The 19,242-nt window shown below is 59.8% G+C and carries 21 protein-coding genes and 1 pseudogene; 11 read left to right on the top strand and 11 right to left on the bottom strand.

Going from position 1 to position 19,242, the window contains the following annotated elements:
• Positions 1-7 precede the first annotated feature (7 nt).
• From LDB26_RS05115 to LDB26_RS05105, 3 genes are read right to left on the bottom strand one after another with little or no spacing between them, the layout of a single operon-like run.
• The gene (locus LDB26_RS05115) at positions 8-181 is read right to left on the bottom strand and encodes a hypothetical protein (protein WP_257540768.1); all 174 of its coding nucleotides are present in this window, start codon (positions 179-181) and stop codon (positions 8-10) included.
• Between the two features lie 3 nt (positions 182-184).
• Positions 185-427 (bottom strand): hypothetical protein, encoded by a 243-nt coding sequence (locus tag LDB26_RS05110; protein ID WP_062064508.1) that lies wholly within the window; start codon positions 425-427, stop codon positions 185-187.
• Positions 424-639: a hypothetical protein gene (locus LDB26_RS05105; protein WP_062064506.1), complete on the bottom strand. Its 216-nt coding sequence runs from the start codon at positions 637-639 to the stop codon at positions 424-426. The genes LDB26_RS05110 and LDB26_RS05105 overlap by 4 nt, the downstream gene beginning before the upstream one ends.
• Positions 640-1,056: 417 nt before the next feature.
• Here LDB26_RS05105 and LDB26_RS05100 point away from each other — a divergent pair, with 417 nt between their 5' ends.
• Positions 1,057-1,740 carry a CDP-alcohol phosphatidyltransferase family protein gene (locus LDB26_RS05100; protein ID WP_062064504.1) on the top strand — a complete coding sequence of 228 codons (684 nt, stop codon included), beginning with the start codon at positions 1,057-1,059 and terminating at the stop codon, positions 1,738-1,740.
• Between the two features lie 60 nt (positions 1,741-1,800).
• Positions 1,801-1,983 (top strand): hypothetical protein, encoded by a 183-nt coding sequence (locus LDB26_RS05095; protein ID WP_257540765.1) that lies wholly within the window; start codon positions 1,801-1,803, stop codon positions 1,981-1,983.
• A gap of 61 nt (positions 1,984-2,044) precedes the next feature.
• Here LDB26_RS05095 and LDB26_RS05090 read toward each other — a convergent pair whose 3' ends face one another.
• The 8 genes from LDB26_RS05090 to LDB26_RS05055 form a co-directional block, all read right to left on the bottom strand.
• Positions 2,045-2,278, bottom strand: coding sequence for a hypothetical protein (locus LDB26_RS05090; protein ID WP_257540763.1), 234 nt, complete (start codon positions 2,276-2,278; stop codon positions 2,045-2,047).
• Positions 2,271-2,477 (bottom strand): hypothetical protein, encoded by a 207-nt coding sequence (locus tag LDB26_RS05085; protein WP_062064499.1) that lies wholly within the window; start codon positions 2,475-2,477, stop codon positions 2,271-2,273. Before LDB26_RS05085 ends, LDB26_RS05090 begins: the two co-directional genes overlap by 8 nt.
• Before the next feature lie 590 nt (positions 2,478-3,067).
• Positions 3,068-3,274 carry a cold-shock protein gene (locus LDB26_RS05080; protein ID WP_062064497.1) on the bottom strand — a complete coding sequence of 69 codons (207 nt, stop codon included), beginning with the start codon at positions 3,272-3,274 and terminating at the stop codon, positions 3,068-3,070.
• 147 nt (positions 3,275-3,421) lie between these two features.
• Complete coding sequence (locus LDB26_RS05075; protein WP_062064495.1) at positions 3,422-3,949, bottom strand: hypothetical protein; 528 nt, start codon at positions 3,947-3,949, stop codon at positions 3,422-3,424.
• A gap of 297 nt (positions 3,950-4,246) precedes the next feature.
• Positions 4,247-4,606 (bottom strand): glycine zipper 2TM domain-containing protein, encoded by a 360-nt coding sequence (locus LDB26_RS05070; RefSeq protein ID WP_231746259.1) that lies wholly within the window; start codon positions 4,604-4,606, stop codon positions 4,247-4,249.
• Between the two features lie 691 nt (positions 4,607-5,297).
• On the bottom strand, positions 5,298-5,558 hold the full coding sequence (locus LDB26_RS05065; RefSeq protein ID WP_197413580.1) for a DJ-1/PfpI family protein: 261 nt from the start codon (positions 5,556-5,558) through the stop codon (positions 5,298-5,300).
• The gene (locus LDB26_RS05060; protein WP_197413579.1) at positions 5,552-5,854 is read right to left on the bottom strand and encodes a hypothetical protein; all 303 of its coding nucleotides are present in this window, start codon (positions 5,852-5,854) and stop codon (positions 5,552-5,554) included. The genes LDB26_RS05065 and LDB26_RS05060 overlap by 7 nt, the downstream gene beginning before the upstream one ends.
• 90 nt (positions 5,855-5,944) lie before the next feature.
• Positions 5,945-6,718 carry an SDR family oxidoreductase gene (locus LDB26_RS05055; protein WP_062064489.1) on the bottom strand — a complete coding sequence of 258 codons (774 nt, stop codon included), beginning with the start codon at positions 6,716-6,718 and terminating at the stop codon, positions 5,945-5,947.
• 136 nt (positions 6,719-6,854) lie between these two features.
• Here LDB26_RS05055 and LDB26_RS05050 point away from each other — a divergent pair, with 136 nt between their 5' ends.
• The 9 genes and pseudogenes from LDB26_RS05050 (at position 6,855) to LDB26_RS05010 (ending at position 19,242) form a co-directional block, all read left to right on the top strand.
• Positions 6,855-7,757: a LysR family transcriptional regulator gene (locus LDB26_RS05050; RefSeq protein WP_062064487.1), complete on the top strand. Its 903-nt coding sequence runs from the start codon at positions 6,855-6,857 to the stop codon at positions 7,755-7,757.
• 359 nt (positions 7,758-8,116) lie between these two features.
• Positions 8,117-9,181: a site-specific integrase gene (locus tag LDB26_RS05045; RefSeq protein ID WP_231746255.1), complete on the top strand. Its 1,065-nt coding sequence runs from the start codon at positions 8,117-8,119 to the stop codon at positions 9,179-9,181.
• Positions 9,169-10,500, top strand: coding sequence for an EAL domain-containing protein (locus LDB26_RS05040; protein ID WP_062064484.1), 1,332 nt, complete (start codon positions 9,169-9,171; stop codon positions 10,498-10,500). Before LDB26_RS05045 ends, LDB26_RS05040 begins: the two co-directional genes overlap by 13 nt.
• Positions 10,497-10,907 carry a hypothetical protein gene (locus tag LDB26_RS05035; RefSeq protein ID WP_139181285.1) on the top strand — a complete coding sequence of 137 codons (411 nt, stop codon included), beginning with the start codon at positions 10,497-10,499 and terminating at the stop codon, positions 10,905-10,907. Before LDB26_RS05040 ends, LDB26_RS05035 begins: the two co-directional genes overlap by 4 nt.
• Before the next feature lie 775 nt (positions 10,908-11,682).
• Positions 11,683-11,985, top strand: a pseudogene (locus LDB26_RS21600) (BapA prefix-like domain-containing protein); the annotation flags it as partial.
• A gap of 115 nt (positions 11,986-12,100) precedes the next feature.
• On the top strand, positions 12,101-13,786 hold the full coding sequence (locus LDB26_RS05025; protein WP_257540761.1) for a hypothetical protein: 1,686 nt from the start codon (positions 12,101-12,103) through the stop codon (positions 13,784-13,786).
• A 47-nt stretch (positions 13,787-13,833) separates the two neighbouring features.
• Positions 13,834-15,585: a cadherin-like domain-containing protein gene (locus tag LDB26_RS05020; protein ID WP_257540758.1), complete on the top strand. Its 1,752-nt coding sequence runs from the start codon at positions 13,834-13,836 to the stop codon at positions 15,583-15,585.
• A 148-nt stretch (positions 15,586-15,733) separates the two neighbouring features.
• Positions 15,734-17,029, top strand: a complete 1,296-nt coding sequence (locus LDB26_RS05015; protein WP_062064482.1) for a TolC family protein — start codon at positions 15,734-15,736, stop codon at positions 17,027-17,029.
• On the top strand, positions 17,026-19,242 hold the full coding sequence (locus LDB26_RS05010) for a type I secretion system permease/ATPase (protein ID WP_092957170.1): 2,217 nt from the start codon (positions 17,026-17,028) through the stop codon (positions 19,240-19,242). The genes LDB26_RS05015 and LDB26_RS05010 overlap by 4 nt, the downstream gene beginning before the upstream one ends.

Genomic DNA, 19,242 nt, shown 5'->3' with positions numbered 1-19,242 from the left:
GCCCGCTTCAGGATCGCTGGGACATCGACAATTCTCGTTTCTTCCGGCTCACCGCATCAATGATCTTCGCATAGGCGCGGGCCTGCTCTTCATGCTGCCCCCTTTTTTGAGGGCAGTTCACAAGAAGCGCCTCGCTCAACTCCTCCGTTCGACGCCGCTTGAGGGCATTATGTTTTTCCACGCCTCATCTCCAACGGGTCGAAGGCGGCAATTGCCGCGCGATGTGGGAAGAGGATCGCGTCACCGTGCCATCGATCAGTTTCGTCTTCATCAAGACGCGAAATGCCTCGGCATCCCTGGGGTCAAGCAACACGACCCTCGAACCGCCAGAAATGAGCGGCTCCACCGTCGACAGCCGGAAAGCATGTTTCACGCAGAGCGCCTCAATCTTCTCGGGCGTTTCCTGCACATTGACGGCCCGGCTCATGCCACGGCGCTTTCGGCGCCGAAGGGGTAGGGATTGAACGACATGCTGCCATCGGCTCTTTTCGTTCGATAGGGATGGCGATGATCCCGGATCCGGCGTGCATATCCTTCGGCAAGCCCCTGATGGGCGGCGCGCGCCGCTGGACCGGGAGCGGTCTGGGAACGCAGCAGTTCTTCCTGCTCGCGTTGCAACAGATAGTTCAGATCTTCCATGAAATGCTCCTGGCTCGGCAAGCGGGAGCACAATGGTCTCTCAGTCACGGCGAATGCTTGCAGCAAGGTTCGCGCAATGGAAACCGTATAGCACACATAGTCGTCATCGTCGCGCTAAAAGACCCGCATATCCGAAAACCCTGTCCAGGGGCGCATCCCGATGATAGGGGGAAACGCATCGGGTTCCCGTTTCGCATGATCCGACAGAGAGACCTATGTGCTCCCGCAAAATGGGAGTTGGGCATGAAAATGGATGATCTCTCTTTTCAGGCCACTGTCGCAGCGGCAATCATCCTATTCGTTTTTTTGAGCTGGCGCATTTTTCGCCCCAGCCATCGGCAAGAGGGCGATTGAAAACGATCCATGTCCGCCGCGACAGGTTCGTATATTGCCCGCCCAACAACCACAGGAAGGATCATGACAATCCAGCCCCAACCGGTCAAATCGCTTTCAAGGATTCAGCAGAACTGGCTTGCCGCGAACGAACGACGCCTGCTCAACTGGCTGTGCAGTCACATGCCGTCATGGGTCACGCCCGATCGCCTGACCGCGACGGGCATGGTTGGCGCCGTCATGATTTTTGCCGGATATGTCGCGAGCAATTTCGCGGCCGCCTGGCTGCTGCTCGCCATTGGGGGCTATTTCGTCCAGTGGTTCGGGGATTCGATGGATGGCAGCCTTGCGCGCTATCGGCATATCGAACGGCCGTCCTACGGATATTTCATCGATCATAGCTGCGACGGGCTTGCGACGCTTCTGATCCTGGCTGGCATCGGCCTCAGTCCGTTCGTGACGATGGATGTCGCGCTGGTTGCGCTTGCCGGCTATTTCCTGCTGTCGATCCACGCCTATCTGTCCGCCCGTGTGCTGGGGGAATTCAAGCTCTCCTATCTTTCCGCGGGACCGACGGAACTCAGGATCATATTGATTACGCTGACCGTCATGATGATGATCCTGGGGTCGGGACCGGGGCTTTTCGGGCGCTGGTCAGGGTTCGACATATTCGTGGGATCGGTAGGAACCATCCTGATCATCCTGTTCATCGGCCAGACTCTGGTGACGGGACGGCGGCTTGCCCGGGCGGACGCCATCGAGACATGACCTCTCCGTAACGCGCATATCTTCCGGTCGCGCAGGCGATCCTATCATATTGGAAATGTCATGACCGGTGCCCTTGCCCACTTCGCCATCGAACGGGATGGCGAAAATTATCGGCTTCAGCTGGTGCTGGAGGACGGCGCCGTTCTGAACATCATCGCGACATTCGAACAGCTTGATCTGCTGGGTGAAGAAATCGACCGCCGCCTGGACGCCGATCAGGATTTGCCAACGCCCGAATTCTGACAGCGGCCAGACTTTTCATCCCGGAAGAAGCCAGAGCGACTCTCCGCAATGGAGAGCGCCTTCATGCTTCCATGCGATGGAGCAGCGCGCGTTCGACGGCAATCAGCCCCTCGGCGCTTTCGATGGCCAGGTCCAGCGGCCGCCCGCCCAGAAGCGCATCATGCCCGTTCAGGAACGCAATCGCGCCCGGAGCGCCCAGCCCTGCGATGGCAGCTTTCGTTATGCTTCCCTGCCTTGCCGCCTGTTGGGGCGAAAGCTTGGCGATATGTGCGTGCTTGCCGAACTGCCTAGCCATCGAACTGCTCCTGAAGGGCGGCTTTGTCCGCCGCATGCTGCATGCGATCCGCTTCGCCTTTCAAGACCCGGTCGGCCATGGCCTGCCACGCAGCCCCGGCCCGCAGGCAGCGTTCGCGCACGTTGATGAGGTCGGTCTCGCCAGCTTCTCGTTCGCATTGGGCAGCGCGGGCCAGATAAAAATCACTGGTAACAGACATGGCGGTCTCCGAGCGGCGCCGAGCGGCGCTATGAAAGCATCGTGCGGAAAAGTGGGAACCGCTTTTCCGCCAAAGCGATACGGCAACAAGCAACTAAGAGCGCGCACCCCGCCCGTTGGAGCGCAGCGCGCTCTAGCCCAGCATTTCCGCTACGATACGGCGCAGATCCCGGGTCGACAAAATGCCTGCGACTGGCGGACATTTGGGACGGAACGGCTTGCGGTTTATAGCGACATTGACTGGATGAGAGGATGTAAAATGTGTCTTGAAATTCATGGTTATCCTTGCGCGAACATTCGCGCATAAATTATTCTTGAAAAATGGGCGCGCCTCGCGGGCGCGGTCTCTTATGCCTGATACAGAAAAGTCAGGCCAGGCATGTGCCTGTCGCCTACCCTGCATCGGCCAAGGGCTCGGAAGGGAGCGAAAGTCGGCCGCGACAAGAAGGTCGCGGATTTCTGAAACGTCCTCCGCATCCCTGTCAGCCGTACAGACATGAACGCGGAGAACGCAATCCGGCAAAGGAGAACCCCTACCGGGCAACATGTTCGATATTATGATATCGGGGACCAAAGTCCCGAAACATGGACTCAGACGGTCTCGAGATTGACCGCGGACTGCTTGCCGCGACGGTCGGTTTCGACCTCGTAGCTCAGCCGCTGATCCTTCTGCAGCGTCGCCATGCCCGCGCGTTCCACGGCGGAGATATGGACGAAGCTGTCATTGCCGCCATCTTCGGGCGCAATGAAGCCATAGCCTTTGTCAGCATTGAAAAATTTAACGGTGCCGATGGGCATGAGATGTTTCCTTTCACGAAAACAGATTACCCGCCCGCAAATGCACGAGCGGAGCTGGTAGCGCGAGAAAGGAAGGAGAACCCAATGGGCCAAATTCCGTCGCAGGCGACGTTAGCGGCTTTTATATCGGCTCAATTCCCGAAAAAGTCAATGCCGGGCTTTTGCAGGCAGCGTGCCGTGCATCAGCCTGTCGCCAAGATCGCGGTAGAAACGGCAGATGGCAATAATGGAATCCGGGGAAAGCAGGAGCCGCTCCTCGGCATGGCCGATGTCACCGCTGGCAGGATCGGACCCTGCCGCAAGGTGGAGATCATTCCTCAACCCGGATGAATGGATCGCACCGGAACAATGATGCAAGCAGGCGGACACCCGCCCGATGGCGCGCAGGCGAAGGTCCGACAGACAGGTCACGCCGATCATCCTCTCCACCGCATATAGCTTGCGGGACGTATTGCGCTGGCGGGCGAAGGCGGAGCCATCATGATCGGGCCCGCCATGACGAAGCGCGATCTCATCCAGAAGGATGGAAAGGAAACGATCCAGTTCCCGCAGGCGATTTCCGGACAGCCGCGTGAACGGTACGCCTTCGCGCTCCCCGATGGGTGAGCCGCCCGATGAAGCCTGCCGTTCCCAGAATGCACAGCCGGACAGCAATGTCACATGGGCATGCGTCAATGAATCCGCGACCGCCCCTGCCCTCGCCCGAGATATTCCCGACTGGCATGATTTCCCGGACTCGCTGACGATCTGCTCCCGTAAAAGATGCGAAGCGGGGGGCTAGATTTCAAGCATGCAGCCGCTTGCATGACTGGCGCATCATCACCCCGAAATCCGATATTTCCTCCATCCGTGCCACCCGGATTTGTGCCATCATCCCGCGCCAGTGGCAAGGGCGCCCCCTTCCGCCTCTTCTACTCTCTTTTCGTGGATAACGCTCCCTCCGGCACCGGCGGGAGCGTCTCCCTTAGCTTATCAGCGGCACTGGACATTGCCGCGATCGATCTCGCGGCCCAACGCTCCGCCCACGCCCGCACCAAGGACGGTGGCCAGCAATGCGGAATCGCCATCGCCCAGGAAATTGCCCAGGATGCCGCCAATGGCAACGCCTGCGATCAAGCCCGTGGTGCCATCGGAACGGCGGCAATAATAACGCCCGTTGCTGCCCCGATATATGCGCGTGTTCCGGGTGATCTTGGTCGGCTTATAATGCGTCCCTTCACGATAGAATTTATCCGCGAAATATTTCCTGTCGCCTGATCCGGGGCGGTTGTAGTCATAATTGCCGAAATTTTGCCAATTGCTTCCATTTGGCCGCGGCTTTTGCTGATGCATGTTTGGATTTGAAGGGACTGGCCGGGAAGGTGCCGGCATGGGCCGGCTTTGATGAGGCCGCTCCTGTCCGGGGCGGTTCTGATGGGAGGAATGTTGACCGGGTCTGGAGGGCTGAGGCCTGTGCTGATCCGGGCGCGCCTGTTGCGGACGGTTGCTTCCTTGCGGATGCCCCTGCCCCGGATGCTGTTGTGCGGTCGCCACGGACGGCAGAAGCATGGCGCCCAGCGCCAGTCCAATCGCAAGTTTCCTCATCTGATCCTCCATTCAAGGCGCGATGCGCGACCTCAGGCCGCGTTTAACTCCGATGTTGCTGAATGTTTCCGGAATGAAACGCTGATGATGGCCCAAGCAGGACATAGGCTCCAGCGCCATCGCGCAGATCCGCACCAAATCGGGAAAGGAATGGCTTTCAGCGCAAACGCACGGCTCCACGCCCGGCGATGCGACACAGCGCAGCAGGCAAGCCGCAAAAAGCACCGACTTCGCATCTTCTAAAGGATTTCAGGGGGATGTGGTGCCCCAATGCGGACGAAAGCGATGAATATGAATCGCCGCTTCTACTACGATAGGGCCGCATTTCTCCGCATCGATCCACCTATTGCCGCCGTTGAATACCTCAGGGCGCTATGACTTAAATTCAGGTCGCAGCCTCACTGTAAGATTTGAAAACTGCTGCATGGGTAGATGCTCGTCAAGGATGCTCTCTTGATGGACAACTCCCCGCCGACATTTCGGCGATTCGTAGCAACAATGGAGGCGGGTCCACAAAAAGCAGCGATGAGCCGTAGCAGATCAGAGTCACGATCTTGCTTTTCTCATAGAAAGCTGCGATCAACGCATGCAGCGCGGTGTCATCCTTGAAGGTGAGAAGCGGACCGCCACCACCGGCGACCCAGACCGCGTCATAATCATCCACATTCACCGCGCTGATCGGCAGCGTGTCCTTCAGCATCGCACCGAACTTGGCGTGATGGGCGAGCCAAGGCTGATGAGATCGTCGGCATGGGCGCCGTCCGGCGTGCGCGGATCGCTGTGGGTATCGAACATCACCTCGCCGCCTTGGGGAGAAGCGAGATCCACGCGTTGCCCGGCTTCCGTGAACATCAGGAAGGCCCGCACCATCTCCTCGGCGAAGAAGCCGACCGGGCAACCCTTCAACTCGGCCGTGTTCGACATGATGGAGAGGATGCGGCGCGGCTTGCGGCGCACGCCGATGCGGGTTTCGACCTTCAGGTCAGATGCGGGCATGGTGTATGAGCCTTGTGTTCAATAGGCTGCGGTTGAGTGCCCGATAAAAGCAGGGCGGCCTGCCGTGGTAGCGGACCGCCCTCTCAGCCCTTACTTGGTGGTGTAACCGCCGTTCACGAGAATGGTCTGCCCGGTCATCCACCAGCCGTCCGACACCATGAAGCGGATATAGGGTACGATATCTTCAATGTCTGTCAGGCCGGTTTTTGAGAACGCCGACAGAGCGGCGGCGGTCTTGTGATAGGCGACCGCATCTTCGCCCTCGGCCGGATAGAAGAACGGCGTGTCCATCGGACCCGGCCCGATCGCCGTCACCGAGATCCCACGTTCGCCGAACTCCTTCGAGGCGGCGCGCGTGAAATGCTCGACCGGGGCCTTGGTCCCGGCATAGCTTGCATAGAAGGGCGTATAGGCGCCGAGCAGCGAGGTGACGAGTGTCACCAGCTTGCCGTTGTCGTTCAGATGCCGGCCTGCTTCCTTGATGAAGAAGAAGGCGCTCTTGGCGTTGACCGCGCTCATCTCGTCATATTCGGCTTCGGTGATTTCAAGGATCGGCTTCTTCAGCACCCTGCCCACGGTGTTGATCGCGATATCCGGCCGTCCGATGGCGGCGACCGCATCGGCGAACAGCTTCTCGACAGCACCCGCACTGGTCAGATCGCCCTGAAGCGCGACAGCTTCGGCGCCCGCGGCCCTGACCGCTGCCACCGTCTCGTCGGCCTCTGCCTTCGATGCGGGGCTGTTAAAGTGGATGGCGATCGCCTTCGCGCCATGGGCGGCGAGATCGCGGGCAATCAATCCGCCAAGATTCTTGCCCCCGCCGGCGATGATGACGGTTTTTCCCTGAATGCTGTGATCGGTCATGAAACGGGTTCCTTTGCCGGAGTGCGACCACCGCGTCGGTCGCTGTCGTCAAAGATCATAACGCCTGCTATTGCACGATAAAGACGACCATTCTGACATCACCTGTCAGAAATTACGCACAATTGAGGACTCCTGGATGGATCGCATCGACCTGTTCCGCATTTTTACGCGCGTCGTCGAATGTTCGAACTTCACGCGCGCGGCCGATACGCTTGGCATGCCGCGTTCCTCCGTGTCGGCGGCGGTGCAGGAGCTGGAACGGCGCGTAGGCGCGCGACTGCTCCATCGGACGACGCGCAAGGTCGCGCCGACACAGGATGGCGCCGCCTTCTACGAGCGTTGCCAGAGCGTGATCGCGGAGGTCGAGAGCACGGAAAACCTGTTCCGGCATGCCGCAGCGCAGCCGTCGGGCAGGTTGCGTGTCGATGTTCCGGGACGGATCGGACGGCTGATTGTCGCCCCGGCATTGCCCGCCTTTCTCGATCTCTATCCGCAGATCGACATTGATCTGGGTGTCACCGATCGCGCAGTGAATCTGGTGGAGGACAGCGTCGATTGTGTTGTGCGTGTGGGCCCCCTCAGCGATTCCGGTCTGATCGCGCGGTCGATCGGCAAACTGCCGCTCATCAACGTCGCCAGCCCTGACTATCTGGAACGTCATGGAATGCCCCGCCTGCCGGGCGAGCTCGAAAACCACTGGGCCGTCAATTACGCTTCCCCTTCCAGCGGGCGGGTTGAGGATTGGGAGTGGGTCGAACATGGAATTCTGCGTACCATGCCCCTGCGCGGGCGCGTGACGGTGAACAGCGCGGAGGCCTATATCGCCTGCTGCCTTGCCGGTCTGGGGCTGATCCAGATTCCGGCGTATGATGTGCGGATCCACCTTGCAGCCGGCGAACTGATCGAGGTCATGCCCGGTTACCGCGCGGAGCCCATGCCGATGACGCTGCTCTATCCGCACAGGGAACATCTCACGCCTCGACTACAGGCGTTTACAGACTGGCTCGAGACGCTGTTGAAGCAACACATGCTGGTTTAATCGTCGATGCTCGCCGACAGAGCGGTCGTTGGAGGTTTCGAAGCCGCTCCCTGAAAGCTGCCGCTCAAGCGCTTCGCGTCCCGCGCGGAGACGACAGGCTTGAACCTAATGGGGGCGGGGCAATCTATGATTGGCGAGGGCTCTAGCTAAACCGGGCGATCAACCGAGAAGCGTTTACGACTGACGAACCTTTCGCCAGCAGCAAAATGATGCGTCTCCGGGCATAGTAACATCTCGCTCCGTCCTTCAGGCGGACCACCGGGCAAGCCGCCCGACGCAACGCAAAGAGTGCCTCGTTTAGGGCGATCCAGGCATTGTGTCACGGCAGGAAGGTGATTTTATCGAACAGGAGAAATTCAATGCCAAATCATGCGCGATACGCTTTAGCCAAAAGTGTATCAATCCAGCGAAATCAGGAGCTTAACGGCCATTCTGGCGCTAGGACCACCTCCACGAAAAAAACGGAGGAATGTCAGCAGATGCTCTGGACGATGTATAACCGCGAGGGTCAGAGAAAATATCTTACGCAGTCGGAGAGGGCAGCTTTCCTTGCTGCTACAAAAAGCCGGTCCGAACGGGTCAGAACCTTCTGCTGTTTTATTGCGGCCACAGGTTGCCGCATCTCCGAAGCCTTGGCGCTGACTGACAGGAACCTCGATTTCGAAGCAGGACAAGCCATCATCGAATGCCTGAAGAAGCGAGGAAAGCAGGTCTTTCGCGCCATTCCGTTGCCGGATGAGTTACTCCAGAGCCTGAAGTTGCTTGTAGGCAAAGTCCAGCGCTCGGGGGATCGTTTGTGGCCGTGGTCGCGCATGACAGGCTATCGGCGGATTCGGGAGGTCATGGAGCAGGCCGGTGTGAAAGGCGCTCAAGCCACACCAAAGGGCTTGCGCCACAGCTTCGGGATATGCGCGATCCAATCGAACGTGCCGTTGAATCTCGTGCAGCGCTGGTTGGGGCATGCCGATATCAAAACTACGTCAATATATACCAGCGCTATGGGCCCCGAAGAAAGACAGATCGCTTCGCGCATGTGGGATGAGGGCTTCTCAGATAATCGTGAGAATACAGAAAACGATGAATATGGCTACGAAAGTGATGCGGGTGTGCGAGAAAACAAAGAAGACCGGAATTTTCACTGCACCGATAAATCGGATCTCTCGGAGCTTATTTTGGCGTTATGTAGCGAATTCATACAGAACTTTTCGGTCAAAAAGTCACCTTTTCGAAAAATTAACAATCATGCCCATGCCGAAGGGCATTGCCATTTGATACACTTTTGGCTAGACCGTCGCATGTTGGTGGGTTCCGCCCATTGCGTTACGGGGGGTGTCAAATGGTTCCAGGGGGTTGGAACGATGAAGGGAGCGGGAGTGCGAATATTCACTTCCTGCATCGGCGTCCGTCGTCCTTGGCTTCCGTAGCGGTTCATTTCATTTTTCGGATCGACAACTACCCGCATCTCCTGCGGGCTTACGGGGCTGAGGTGGCGCGATCGGCACTTGCCGAACTTTACCAGATTTTTGCAGACAGTATCCGCGATGACGGCCTCGTCACGACCGAGTCTGACGGTCGGCTGGAAGTGCTCCTCTGGAACCACACTTTGCTCGGCGAACAGCCGCTTGCAAAGGCCTGCGACAATTGGATTCATTCCTTCTGCTCCGCGATCGCAATGGTGCCTCTCGATTGCTCTGGCGAACGTTTGCTACTCTCCGTATCAGGGGCGTGGGCCGGAGCCGACCTTGGCAAACATGACGAACCTGGCGCACCGGCGTCCAGCGCCCTGCACGCACTTGAGCGTATCCGTTTTCCCGGCGATGCGCCCGGCCACGGCGAAGCGTGGAAAGAGCACTATCGCGCAGATATGGAAGCGGCCGCCGAACTGTTCGGCGCGATTGAAGCTGACGAATCGACCGATGCCTCCATCTCGATAGAGGCTTCGATTCGCTTTTCGCCGGCTCGGCATGATAGCCGTGAGGTCGCCCTCGCATGGCAGCCGGTGAGCGGTGTCGGTGGGGCGGTCGGTATCCTCTACCACGAATGCCTGATCCGTCTGATCAGTTCCGATGGGAAGAGTCATCCGCCCGGTGGTCTGCCAGAAGCGCTGGAACGCCTGGGTCTCGTCCGCGCTCTCGACCATTATGTCATAAAGGCGGTCATCGCCGAGCTTGAGCAGCAGCCAGACGTTACCCTTGGCGTCAACATCTCCGCGCATAGCACGAGGTTTGATGGCTGGTGGCAGGATATTGCGCAGCGTCTGGCCCGGAACCGCCGGGTCGCGCAACGGCTGGTCATCGAAATCACCGAGACGACCCCCATCCCCAGCATTTCTGAGGCAACGACATTTGCATCCCGAATGCGTTCGCTAGGCTGCATGATCGCGATCGACGATTTCGGCACCGGATTCGCGTCAATCCGTCAACTTCTCGCCCTTAAGCCCGATATCGCGAAGATAGACCGCCTCTTCGTCGCCCGTGCAGCACGGTCTGTGCAAGATCGCACCGCCTTCATGCATCTGGTGGGGTTAGCCAATGCTCTCGTCCCGCTCGTCATCGTCGAAGGTATTGAGAATGATGACCAATGCCAGCTGGCGCTCGAAGCTGGCGCTCAATGGCAGCAGGGCTATCATCATGGTGACCCTGGTCTGACGCGGAGGTGGCGATGGGGCGCCGAGAGCACCGGTTTCAGCGGCAGCCTTAACGAACTGCTCACAAACGCCAGCGTCGTGGGCTGGTCATCATGATGACATCCGACGATCTCTCGGCGTGCCCCCGACATGATGACGGCGAGCATCTGCCGGACAGGCGGGCGCTCAAGCATGCGCTGGCAACACTTAAGATTGCGCAGCGCCTGCTCGCGGGCCGCGGTACGGATCTCGCCGGCGAACATGTGCAACTCGCCATCGACCTGATTGCCCCCCTCGCGCGGCATCAACACAGCCTTTCCCTCGCGAGCGATCAGCGATCAAACAGGGGATGCACGGCCCTTGTCCGAAGCCGAGAGCAACATGGCGATTGTCTCCAAGTCCGGACACCTCATCATGGTCATCGGGAAGCATCCGTATCTACGTTTCCGGCGTTGCGGGCGAGCAGTTCGACACTCGCTGCCACGCCTGAATCTGACACTTCAACGCGGATCCTGACGGCATGACGGAGTGGGTCAGCCAAGGAACGAAATGGAGTCAGCGCTCCGTCGCGACGGCGGATGAAGCGGACCTGCCGGCGCTCGACGACCGCAGATTCACGAAGGGTTGCCTCATCGCTGTGCCGCTGAGCCCGATCCTCTGGTGGCTGATCCTCCGGACCGCGAGTGCTATGACATGAATCGTACACACGATTCATCCTCCACAATCGACAATAGAGCCGCTGCCACCGGCGCGCGGGAGCCATCCAATGATGGCGCCTACGCGTGCTGGTCGATACCGGCTCTTCCGGCTCAGGCGCCACTTGTCAGAAATTCATCGTCCACCTGCCACCTGCCAGCGGACGAGGGACCGAGCCCGATCGTCAGGTGGGTCGTGTTCATGATCCCCGCCGTCATTCCTTTCTGGGTCGCGGTCGGATGGGCCGCGTGGCAACTCCTCAAATGAATAACTCTGATCCGATGGCCTCGGCGTTAGCGACGCTGAAATGGTTGCACGCAGGCCTCAACGCCTCGTTGAACTCTGACGTCCTTGCACTTCTTTCCGATTCCCTCGGGTCGCCCCCAGGGAAGGCGAGGCGCAATACCAAACAGCGCAAAAGCGCGTCCCCCATGGTGCTGCGTCTCGCCACCTCCATTTCATGTGCCGGAAATTCACCGGCTTGTTTGGGCAGTGAAATCCATCGGCTTCGCCCTGGTTTTACTTCCCCCTGTGCTGCGTCGAGGGAGCGCAGTCATAAAAAAATAATCCTTCACCAAATAGCATGGAGGAACATATCCAATCATGGCTACTAAAATAATAAGTAGGGCAGATCGATCTGCCACTACTTTGGACCTCAAAGAGGCTGGCAACGTCATCTCCCTTGACCAGGCGAGCGTTGTCGAGCTTCCTTATCATCCAAGGGATGTCCAGTCCTACGCAAAGGAAGGCCAGGATCTCATCCTGACTTTGCAGTCGGGCGAAACAATCCGTATCCGGAATTTCTACGTCCAGGCTTCCAATGGCGACGAGAGCGAACTCGTCCTGGAGGACGATGACGGCAATCTTTGGTGGGGCCGCCATAGTCCTGGATATAGCAACTTCCAGTTCTCCGAGATCAATTCCCTCGATGTCATCTTGGGTTCCGCCGCATCGACCGAGGCGGCCAGCGTTTTTCCAGTTGCGGGCGCATTGGCCGGTCTGGCCGCCTTGGGCGGTGTGATTGCTCTGGCCGGCGACGACGATCACCATAGCCGACCCGACAGCGATGCTGACGCTGACAGCGACGCCGATGCTGACGCCGATGCTGACGCTGATGCCGACGCCGATGCGGACGCGGACGCCGATGCTGACGCTGATGCGGATGCCGACGCCGATGCGGACGCCGACGCTGACGCCGATGCTGACGCTGACGCTGATGCCGATGCGGATGCCGACGCTGATGCCGACGCTGATGCGGATGCTGACGCAGATGCGGACGCTGACGCTGATGCCGACGCCGATGCTGACGCGGATGCGGATGCCGACGCTGATGCGGATGCCGACGCTGATGCTGATGCGGATGCGGATGCCGACGCCGATGCGGATGCCGACGCTGATGCTGATGCGGATGCGGATGCCGACGCCGATGCGGATGCCGACGCTGATGCGGATGCGGATGCGGATGCGGATGCTGACGCCGATGCGGATGCGGATGCGGATGCTGACGCCGATGCGGATGCCGATGCGGACGCGGACGCTGATGCCGACGCCGATGCCGACGCCGATGCTGACGCGGACGCCGATGCCGACGCTGACGCTGACGCTGATGCGGACGCCGATGCAGATGCGGATGCGGACGCTGACGCTGACGCCGACGCTGATGCGGATGCGGATGCTGACGCCGATGCGGATGCCGACGCCGATGCTGACGCGGACGCCGATGCTGACGCTGATGCCGACGCCGATGCCGACGCCGATGCCGACGCCGATGCTGACGCGGACGCCGACGCTGACGCTGACGCCGACGCTGATGCGGATGCGGATGCGGATGCTGACGCCGATGCGGATGCCGACGCCGATGCGGACGCGGACGCCGATGCTGATGCCGACGCCGATGCGGATGCCGACGCTGACGCCGATGCGGACGCCGATGCGGACGCTGACGCTGATGCCGATGCGGATGCCGACGCCGATGCGGATGCGGACGCGGATGCCGATGCGGACGCTGACGCGGATGCGGACGCGGATGCCGACGCCGATGCGGATGCTGATGCGGATGCCGACGCTGATGCCGATGCCGATGCCGACGCTGATGCGGATGCGGATGCGGATGCTGACGCAGATGCGGACGCTGACGCCGACGCTGATGCGGATGCCGACGCTGATGCGGATGCGGATGCCGACGCAGATGCCGACGCGGATGCGGATGCGGATGCCGATGCCGACGCTGATGCCGATGCGGACGCCGATGCGGATGCCGACGCTGATGCCGATGCCGACGCTGATGCGGATGCCGACGCTGATGCCGATGCCGACGCTGATGCGGATGCCGACGCCGATGCTGACGCGGATGCGGATGCCGACGCCGATGCGGATGCTGATGCGGATGCCGACGCTGATGCGGATGCTGATGCGGATGCTGACGCCGATGCGGATGCCGACGCCGATGCGGACGCGGACGCCGACGCTGATGCGGATGCTGATGCGGATGCCGACGCCGATGCTGACGCGGACGCCGACGCTGACGCTGATGCGGATGCGGATGCTGACGCCGATGCGGACGCGGACGCCGATGCCGACGCTGACGCTGACGCTGATGCCGACGCCGATGCGGACGCCGATGCGGATGCCGACGCTGACGCTGACGCCGATGCCGACGCTGATGCCGACGCCGACGCTCAGGATGACTATGCACGTGCTGAGCTGAACATCGAACCAGCGCTGTCAGGACATGATGACAAGTCGGACACTGCTTTGATTCTTCTCGACCTTGGTGGATTGACTCAGGCGATCTTTGACAGTGCGCCGCGCGTCAGTTTCACAGTGCAGGAGAACCATTCAGCTGACGCTACATTTGAAGTGTCAACGAACGGATTGCTGGGCCTGTTCAATGGCGCGGAGGCGCTTGTCCAGGTCAAGGATGCTTCAGGCAATTGGACCAACATGACCTCTATCGGTCAGAATGGTCTTATCGACCTGGTGTATCTTGGCGGGGAAAAGGCAAGTATCACCTTTAATGATCTGCCTGCCGGCGAATATCGCATCATGGGTGCGGCCACTGGCATTACCGGGCTCACCTTGGTCAACGTCAAGGCTGCGATTGACTATTTCGATCATACCACCGTTGGTGGCTATGATGCTGAGTCCGTCAGCGGCAATGTCACCGACAATGATGCACCGGGAACGACCGTAACGGAAGTGAACGGTGTCACGGTCCCGGACGGTGGCAGTGAAACCATCCACGGCGCTTATGGTGACCTCATCATCAATTCCGATGGCAGCTACACCTACACGCCGAATGACACGAGCGGTTCGGGCATTGGTCAGGTCGACCAGTTCACCTACACCGTCCAGGATGGTTCCGGCCAAACCGGCACCGCGACGCTGTATGTGCAGATCGACAGTGATGGTCAGGGCCTGATCTGGTCGGAAGATCTGACGCAGTCGGCAACTCTCGAGATGAACGCAACTGACAATGGCGGCAACGCTGTTATCGACAGCGCTTACCTCGTGGAGTCTGGTGGTCCGAGCGGGTCCGGTACGGCTTCCGTTGCTGGCGGCTTTGGCAGTACCAGTGCTACGGTCACAAGGACCTTCACCGTTGGGGAAAATGAACAGGCAAGCATAAAATTCACTGCCAGTTCCCCCGATGTTGGTCAGGTTGCTGGCGGTATTGATACCGTCAATGATAAGCTGACCGTGACAATTGATGGGCCTGATGGTTATCATCAAGTTCTGACAGGTGCGGGTGGTGCACTCCTTGGCATTGGTGGCTTGGGTATCGATCAGATACTTAGTGACTTGGGTGCAGGCAGCTATACTGTCACTGCATCGTACACCACGCCTACACGGCCAACGTTCGGCGGCACACTGTCCCTCTCGTTCGCGGGGCAATCTGTCACCCATCTTGACGAGTTCGTCACCAACGGCACCCATCCGGCGACGGGGAATGTGCTGGCGGATGACACGCTCGGTTCCTCCTACACCAAGTTCCTGGTGGACGATGGCACCGGCACTTTCGTCAAGGTGGACAATGGTACAACGATCGAAGGCGACCATGGGACGCTGACCATTAATTCCGATGGCAGCTACTCGTACCAGCCGCATTCGGATCTCGGGGATATCAACGGGGTGGATGAATTCGCCTACCGCCTCGAACATCCGAATGGGACGGTCGAGGAGGCATCCCTGGATATCTCGATCGGCCATGGCGATGGGCCGTATGATCCGCCCGTCGCAATGCTGTTGGCGGACTCGATCGAGTTCGACGACGGCCACGCCGACGATGGTCAGTCCGACCATCCGACGCACCATGATGACGATGGTGGCAGCGACGTCGATTATCTGCTCGAAAGCAATGATGGCGATGTCGATCTGGATGCTCTGGGTGTGCCGCAAGGCCATGACACCTCGATCATTCCGGATGCCGACACGGGAAGCGACGATCCGCTCCACTATGCGGATACGGTCACGCTCCCCGAGGATGATGTCGACAGCCACATCTAGGCTCTCGGTCTTTTGACCGAAACTTTGGGAGTGCCGGGTCGACGCCCGGCACTCCTTTTCTCCCAAAAACAAGCAGTTTCAAGGACGCCTGGTGACAAGGCACAAACCCGCAATTCATTTACCGATGGTCCGCAGGATGTCGTTAATCATGAGCGCCGCCCTGGTGTCATTCCCAGGGTTCGCCGTCGTCAACGCCCAGGATACAGCGCCTCTACCGACGGGGCAGCAAACAGTTCTCACATTGGAATCGGCCGTGCGAAGCGCGGTCAAATGGTATCCTTCCATTGATCAGGCCATCGCCGCGCTGTCGGCAAGCGGTCAGGACATCAAGGAAGCCCAGGCAGGATATCGTCCGCAGATCAGCGCTGGCATCGGACCGAGCATGTCGATCACCGGCGGAACAAGCTGGCGACCACGCGCGACACTGTCAGCCTCGCAAATGCTCTACGATTTCGGCAAGGTCGGCAGTTCAGTCGAAAGGGCAAGAGCTGCGGAACGGGTCAGCCGGGCTGAACTACTGCTCGCGGTCGACAATCTCTCCCGTAACACTTCTTTCTCGGTCATCGAAGCGCAGCGCTATCGCGCGCTTCTGGCCATCGCCCGGGAACAATTGACAAGCCTCGAGGAGATCAACGGGCTGGTGCAGTTGCGCGTCCGGCGCGGCGCCAGTACTCGTTCCGATGGATCCCAGGCGGAAGCGCGCATTGAGGCGGCACGCGCGACTATATTGCAGATCACCGCCGAAGTGCAGCGCTGGGAGAGCAATCTGCGCTATCTCGTCGGCTGGGAAGGACGCCTGGACGTTGCTCCCGAAGTGCCAGACTGGCTGGAACGGACATGTCGGGTTCGTGAACCCGATTGGAACCAGCTTCCTTCGGTCATGCAATCGGTCGCCAAACGCGATGAAGCGCAGGCCGCCTATCGCGGCGCCCGCGCCGCCAGCCTCCCTACCGTGTCCATGGGCGCAGATATCGACACCAATCTGCGCGATCCATTTGCCCAACGCAACGACGTGACCGTCGGCATCACGGTTTCAAGCAGCCTTTATCAGGGCGGCGCACGTAAAGCGCGGGAGAGCGCCTCTTTTCACATGCTGGAATCGGCCGATGCGGCGCTCAAGGCCGCGCGCCTCGAGGCCGACCGGACACTGGCCGAAAACCGCGAACAGATCGACAGCCTGACCGAGCGTTTCAACACGCTCGGCAAGCGCCGGGCCGATATGGAAGAAACCGGCACGCTCTATCGACTGCAATATTTCCAGCTGGGAACCAGGACTTTGCTGGACCTGCTCAATGCCCAACAGGAATATCACCAGACACGCTTCGATGAAGTGAATGCGGTGCATGACATGCGCCGCCTCAATGTCGATTGTCTCTATTACAGCGGCGCCTTGCGCGATGCTTACGCGCTGACCGGCACCGTAGTGCGGGGGGTAACTCTATGACCGAAATGTCTGCATCCATCGCATTGCCAAAACAAGGGGACACGTCGTCGCCCTCACCGCTTGCGCGTTCAATCCCTGTCGAGAACTGGGTCTCGGCCCTACGGGTCGTGGCCGACTATTATGGCCTTTCCATGTCAACCCAGGCAGCAACGCTCTCGGGTCAATGGGATGTCAATGAGAACGAGACGGAACGGCTCCGCAATGTCGCGCGCAGGCTTGGGTTAAGAGTCCGGTTCGACGATCCTCACGGCTTCGACCTGACGGCATCCAGCTGGCGCTTGCCTCTCGTATTGGAATTGCGGGACTGCCAGATCGTCGTCGTGCGCTCGCTGGACGAACGCGGCGGCGCACATTGTGTTCTCGTCGGTGATCAGGGCCTCGAAACCACGCTTCCGATCATGGAAATGCTCGATGGCCTGCGTCGGGTTCTCATTCTGAGGCCCGCTCGCCAGGCTGCGGACGCCCGGGTCGATGCCTATATCGAACCTTTTGACAGCCAGTGGCTTCGTAAGATCGTGGTCCGGGATCTGCGACCCTATGGTCATGTGCTGTTGGGGTCGCTGATCGCCAATATTCTGACGCTGTCGGGCATTCTGTTTTCCATGCAGGTTTACGACCGGGTGGTGCCGTCCGGCTCTTTTCCGACGCTCTACATCCTGTTCAGCGGCGTGGTGCTGGCGATCGCGCTCGGGTTCCTGTTGCGGCGGGCACGCACCAGCATCATCGACAAGCTGGGCAAGCGCGCTGACATTCGCCTGTCCGATCAGGTCTTCGGCCATGCGCTCAGAGTTCGCAATCAGGCGCGGCCCACCTCGACCGGTTCCTTCATCTCCCAATTGCGCGAGCTCGAACAGGTACGCGAAATGCTGACCTCGACCACGGTCGGGGCGCTCGCGGACATTCCTTTCTTCCTCATCTTCCTTGTGATCTTCTGGTATCTCGGAGGTATTATGGTGCTGGTCCCGATCGGCGCCTTCATCCTGCTCGTCGTACCTGGGCTGTTGGCCCAGAGGAAACTGCGCACCTATGCGCGAGAGGCGATGCGGGAGTCCTCGCTGCGGAATGCCCTGCTGATCGAGACGATCCAGGGCATTGAAGATATCAAGATGCTGCAGGCCGAAGAACGCTTCCAGCGTCAATGGAATCACTATAATGCAGTGACCGGCGAGGCGCAGCTGAAGCTGCGGGAAGTGACGAATAATCTGACGACCTGGTCCGCTAAAGTGCGCGGTGGGACCTACGCATCCACCGTGTTCTTTGGCGCTCCGCTCGTGATGGCGGGCGATATCACAACGGGAACTCTGGTCGGTTTGTCCATGCTGGGCGCACGCATGATGTCTCCCATGGCACGCGTCACCTCGATCATGAGCCGCCTTCAACAAGCCCGCGTGGGCATTAACAGCCTCAACGCCATCATGAAATTGCCGGTCGACCATCCCGAACGGGAAAGTCGGATTCACAGACCCGTGATCAACGGGAATTACCAGCTCAACGATGCAGTCCTCCGCTACGGTGATGACACCTCTCCCATTGCATTCGAAGCACGCAAGCTACGTATCGCACCTGGCGAGAAAGTCGCCCTGCTCGGCCGCAACGGTGCCGGCAAGTCGACACTGATCCAGGCGCTTTCCGGTTTGTTGGAACCTTCGGCCGGGGAAGTCCTGCTCGATGACGTCGCGCTCGCCCATATCGATCCGGCGGACGTCAGGCGCAACGTGGGCATGCTGACCCAGACGGCCCGTCTGTTCCATGGCACCGTCCGAGAAAATCTCCTGCTCGGCGCGCCACAGGCTTCGGGCGACGACATTCTTGCGGCGCTGACGATGGTCGGCGCGGAGGGTTTCATCCGCCGCCTGCCCAAGGGGCTCGATCATGTCATTCTCGAAGGTGGTAATGGGCTGTCGGGCGGGCAGAAGCAGGCCCTTTTACTCGCGCGACTCATCATCCGCAATCCCTCCGTGGTCCTGCTCGATGAGCCCACGGCCGCAATGGACGAGGCGACCGAGCGTCAATTCATCGCACACTTCGGCGCATGGTGTCGCGGGCGAACCCTGGTTGTCGCAACCCATCGCACACGAGTGCTCGATCTGGTTGATCGCCTGATCGTGATCGATGGCGGAAAAGTCCTGCGGGACGGTCCGCGCGATCAGGTCCTCAAAGGTGGAGGCACCCCGCGCAAAGCTGCTCCCGCAGCGCAGACCGGGATGAACTGA

It is taken from the genome of Sphingobium sp. CFD-1, from assembly GCF_024611115.1.
In the GTDB taxonomy this organism is placed as follows: domain Bacteria; phylum Pseudomonadota; class Alphaproteobacteria; order Sphingomonadales; family Sphingomonadaceae; genus Sphingobium; species Sphingobium baderi_A.
This window is presented reverse-complemented; position numbering and strand designations above follow the sequence as displayed.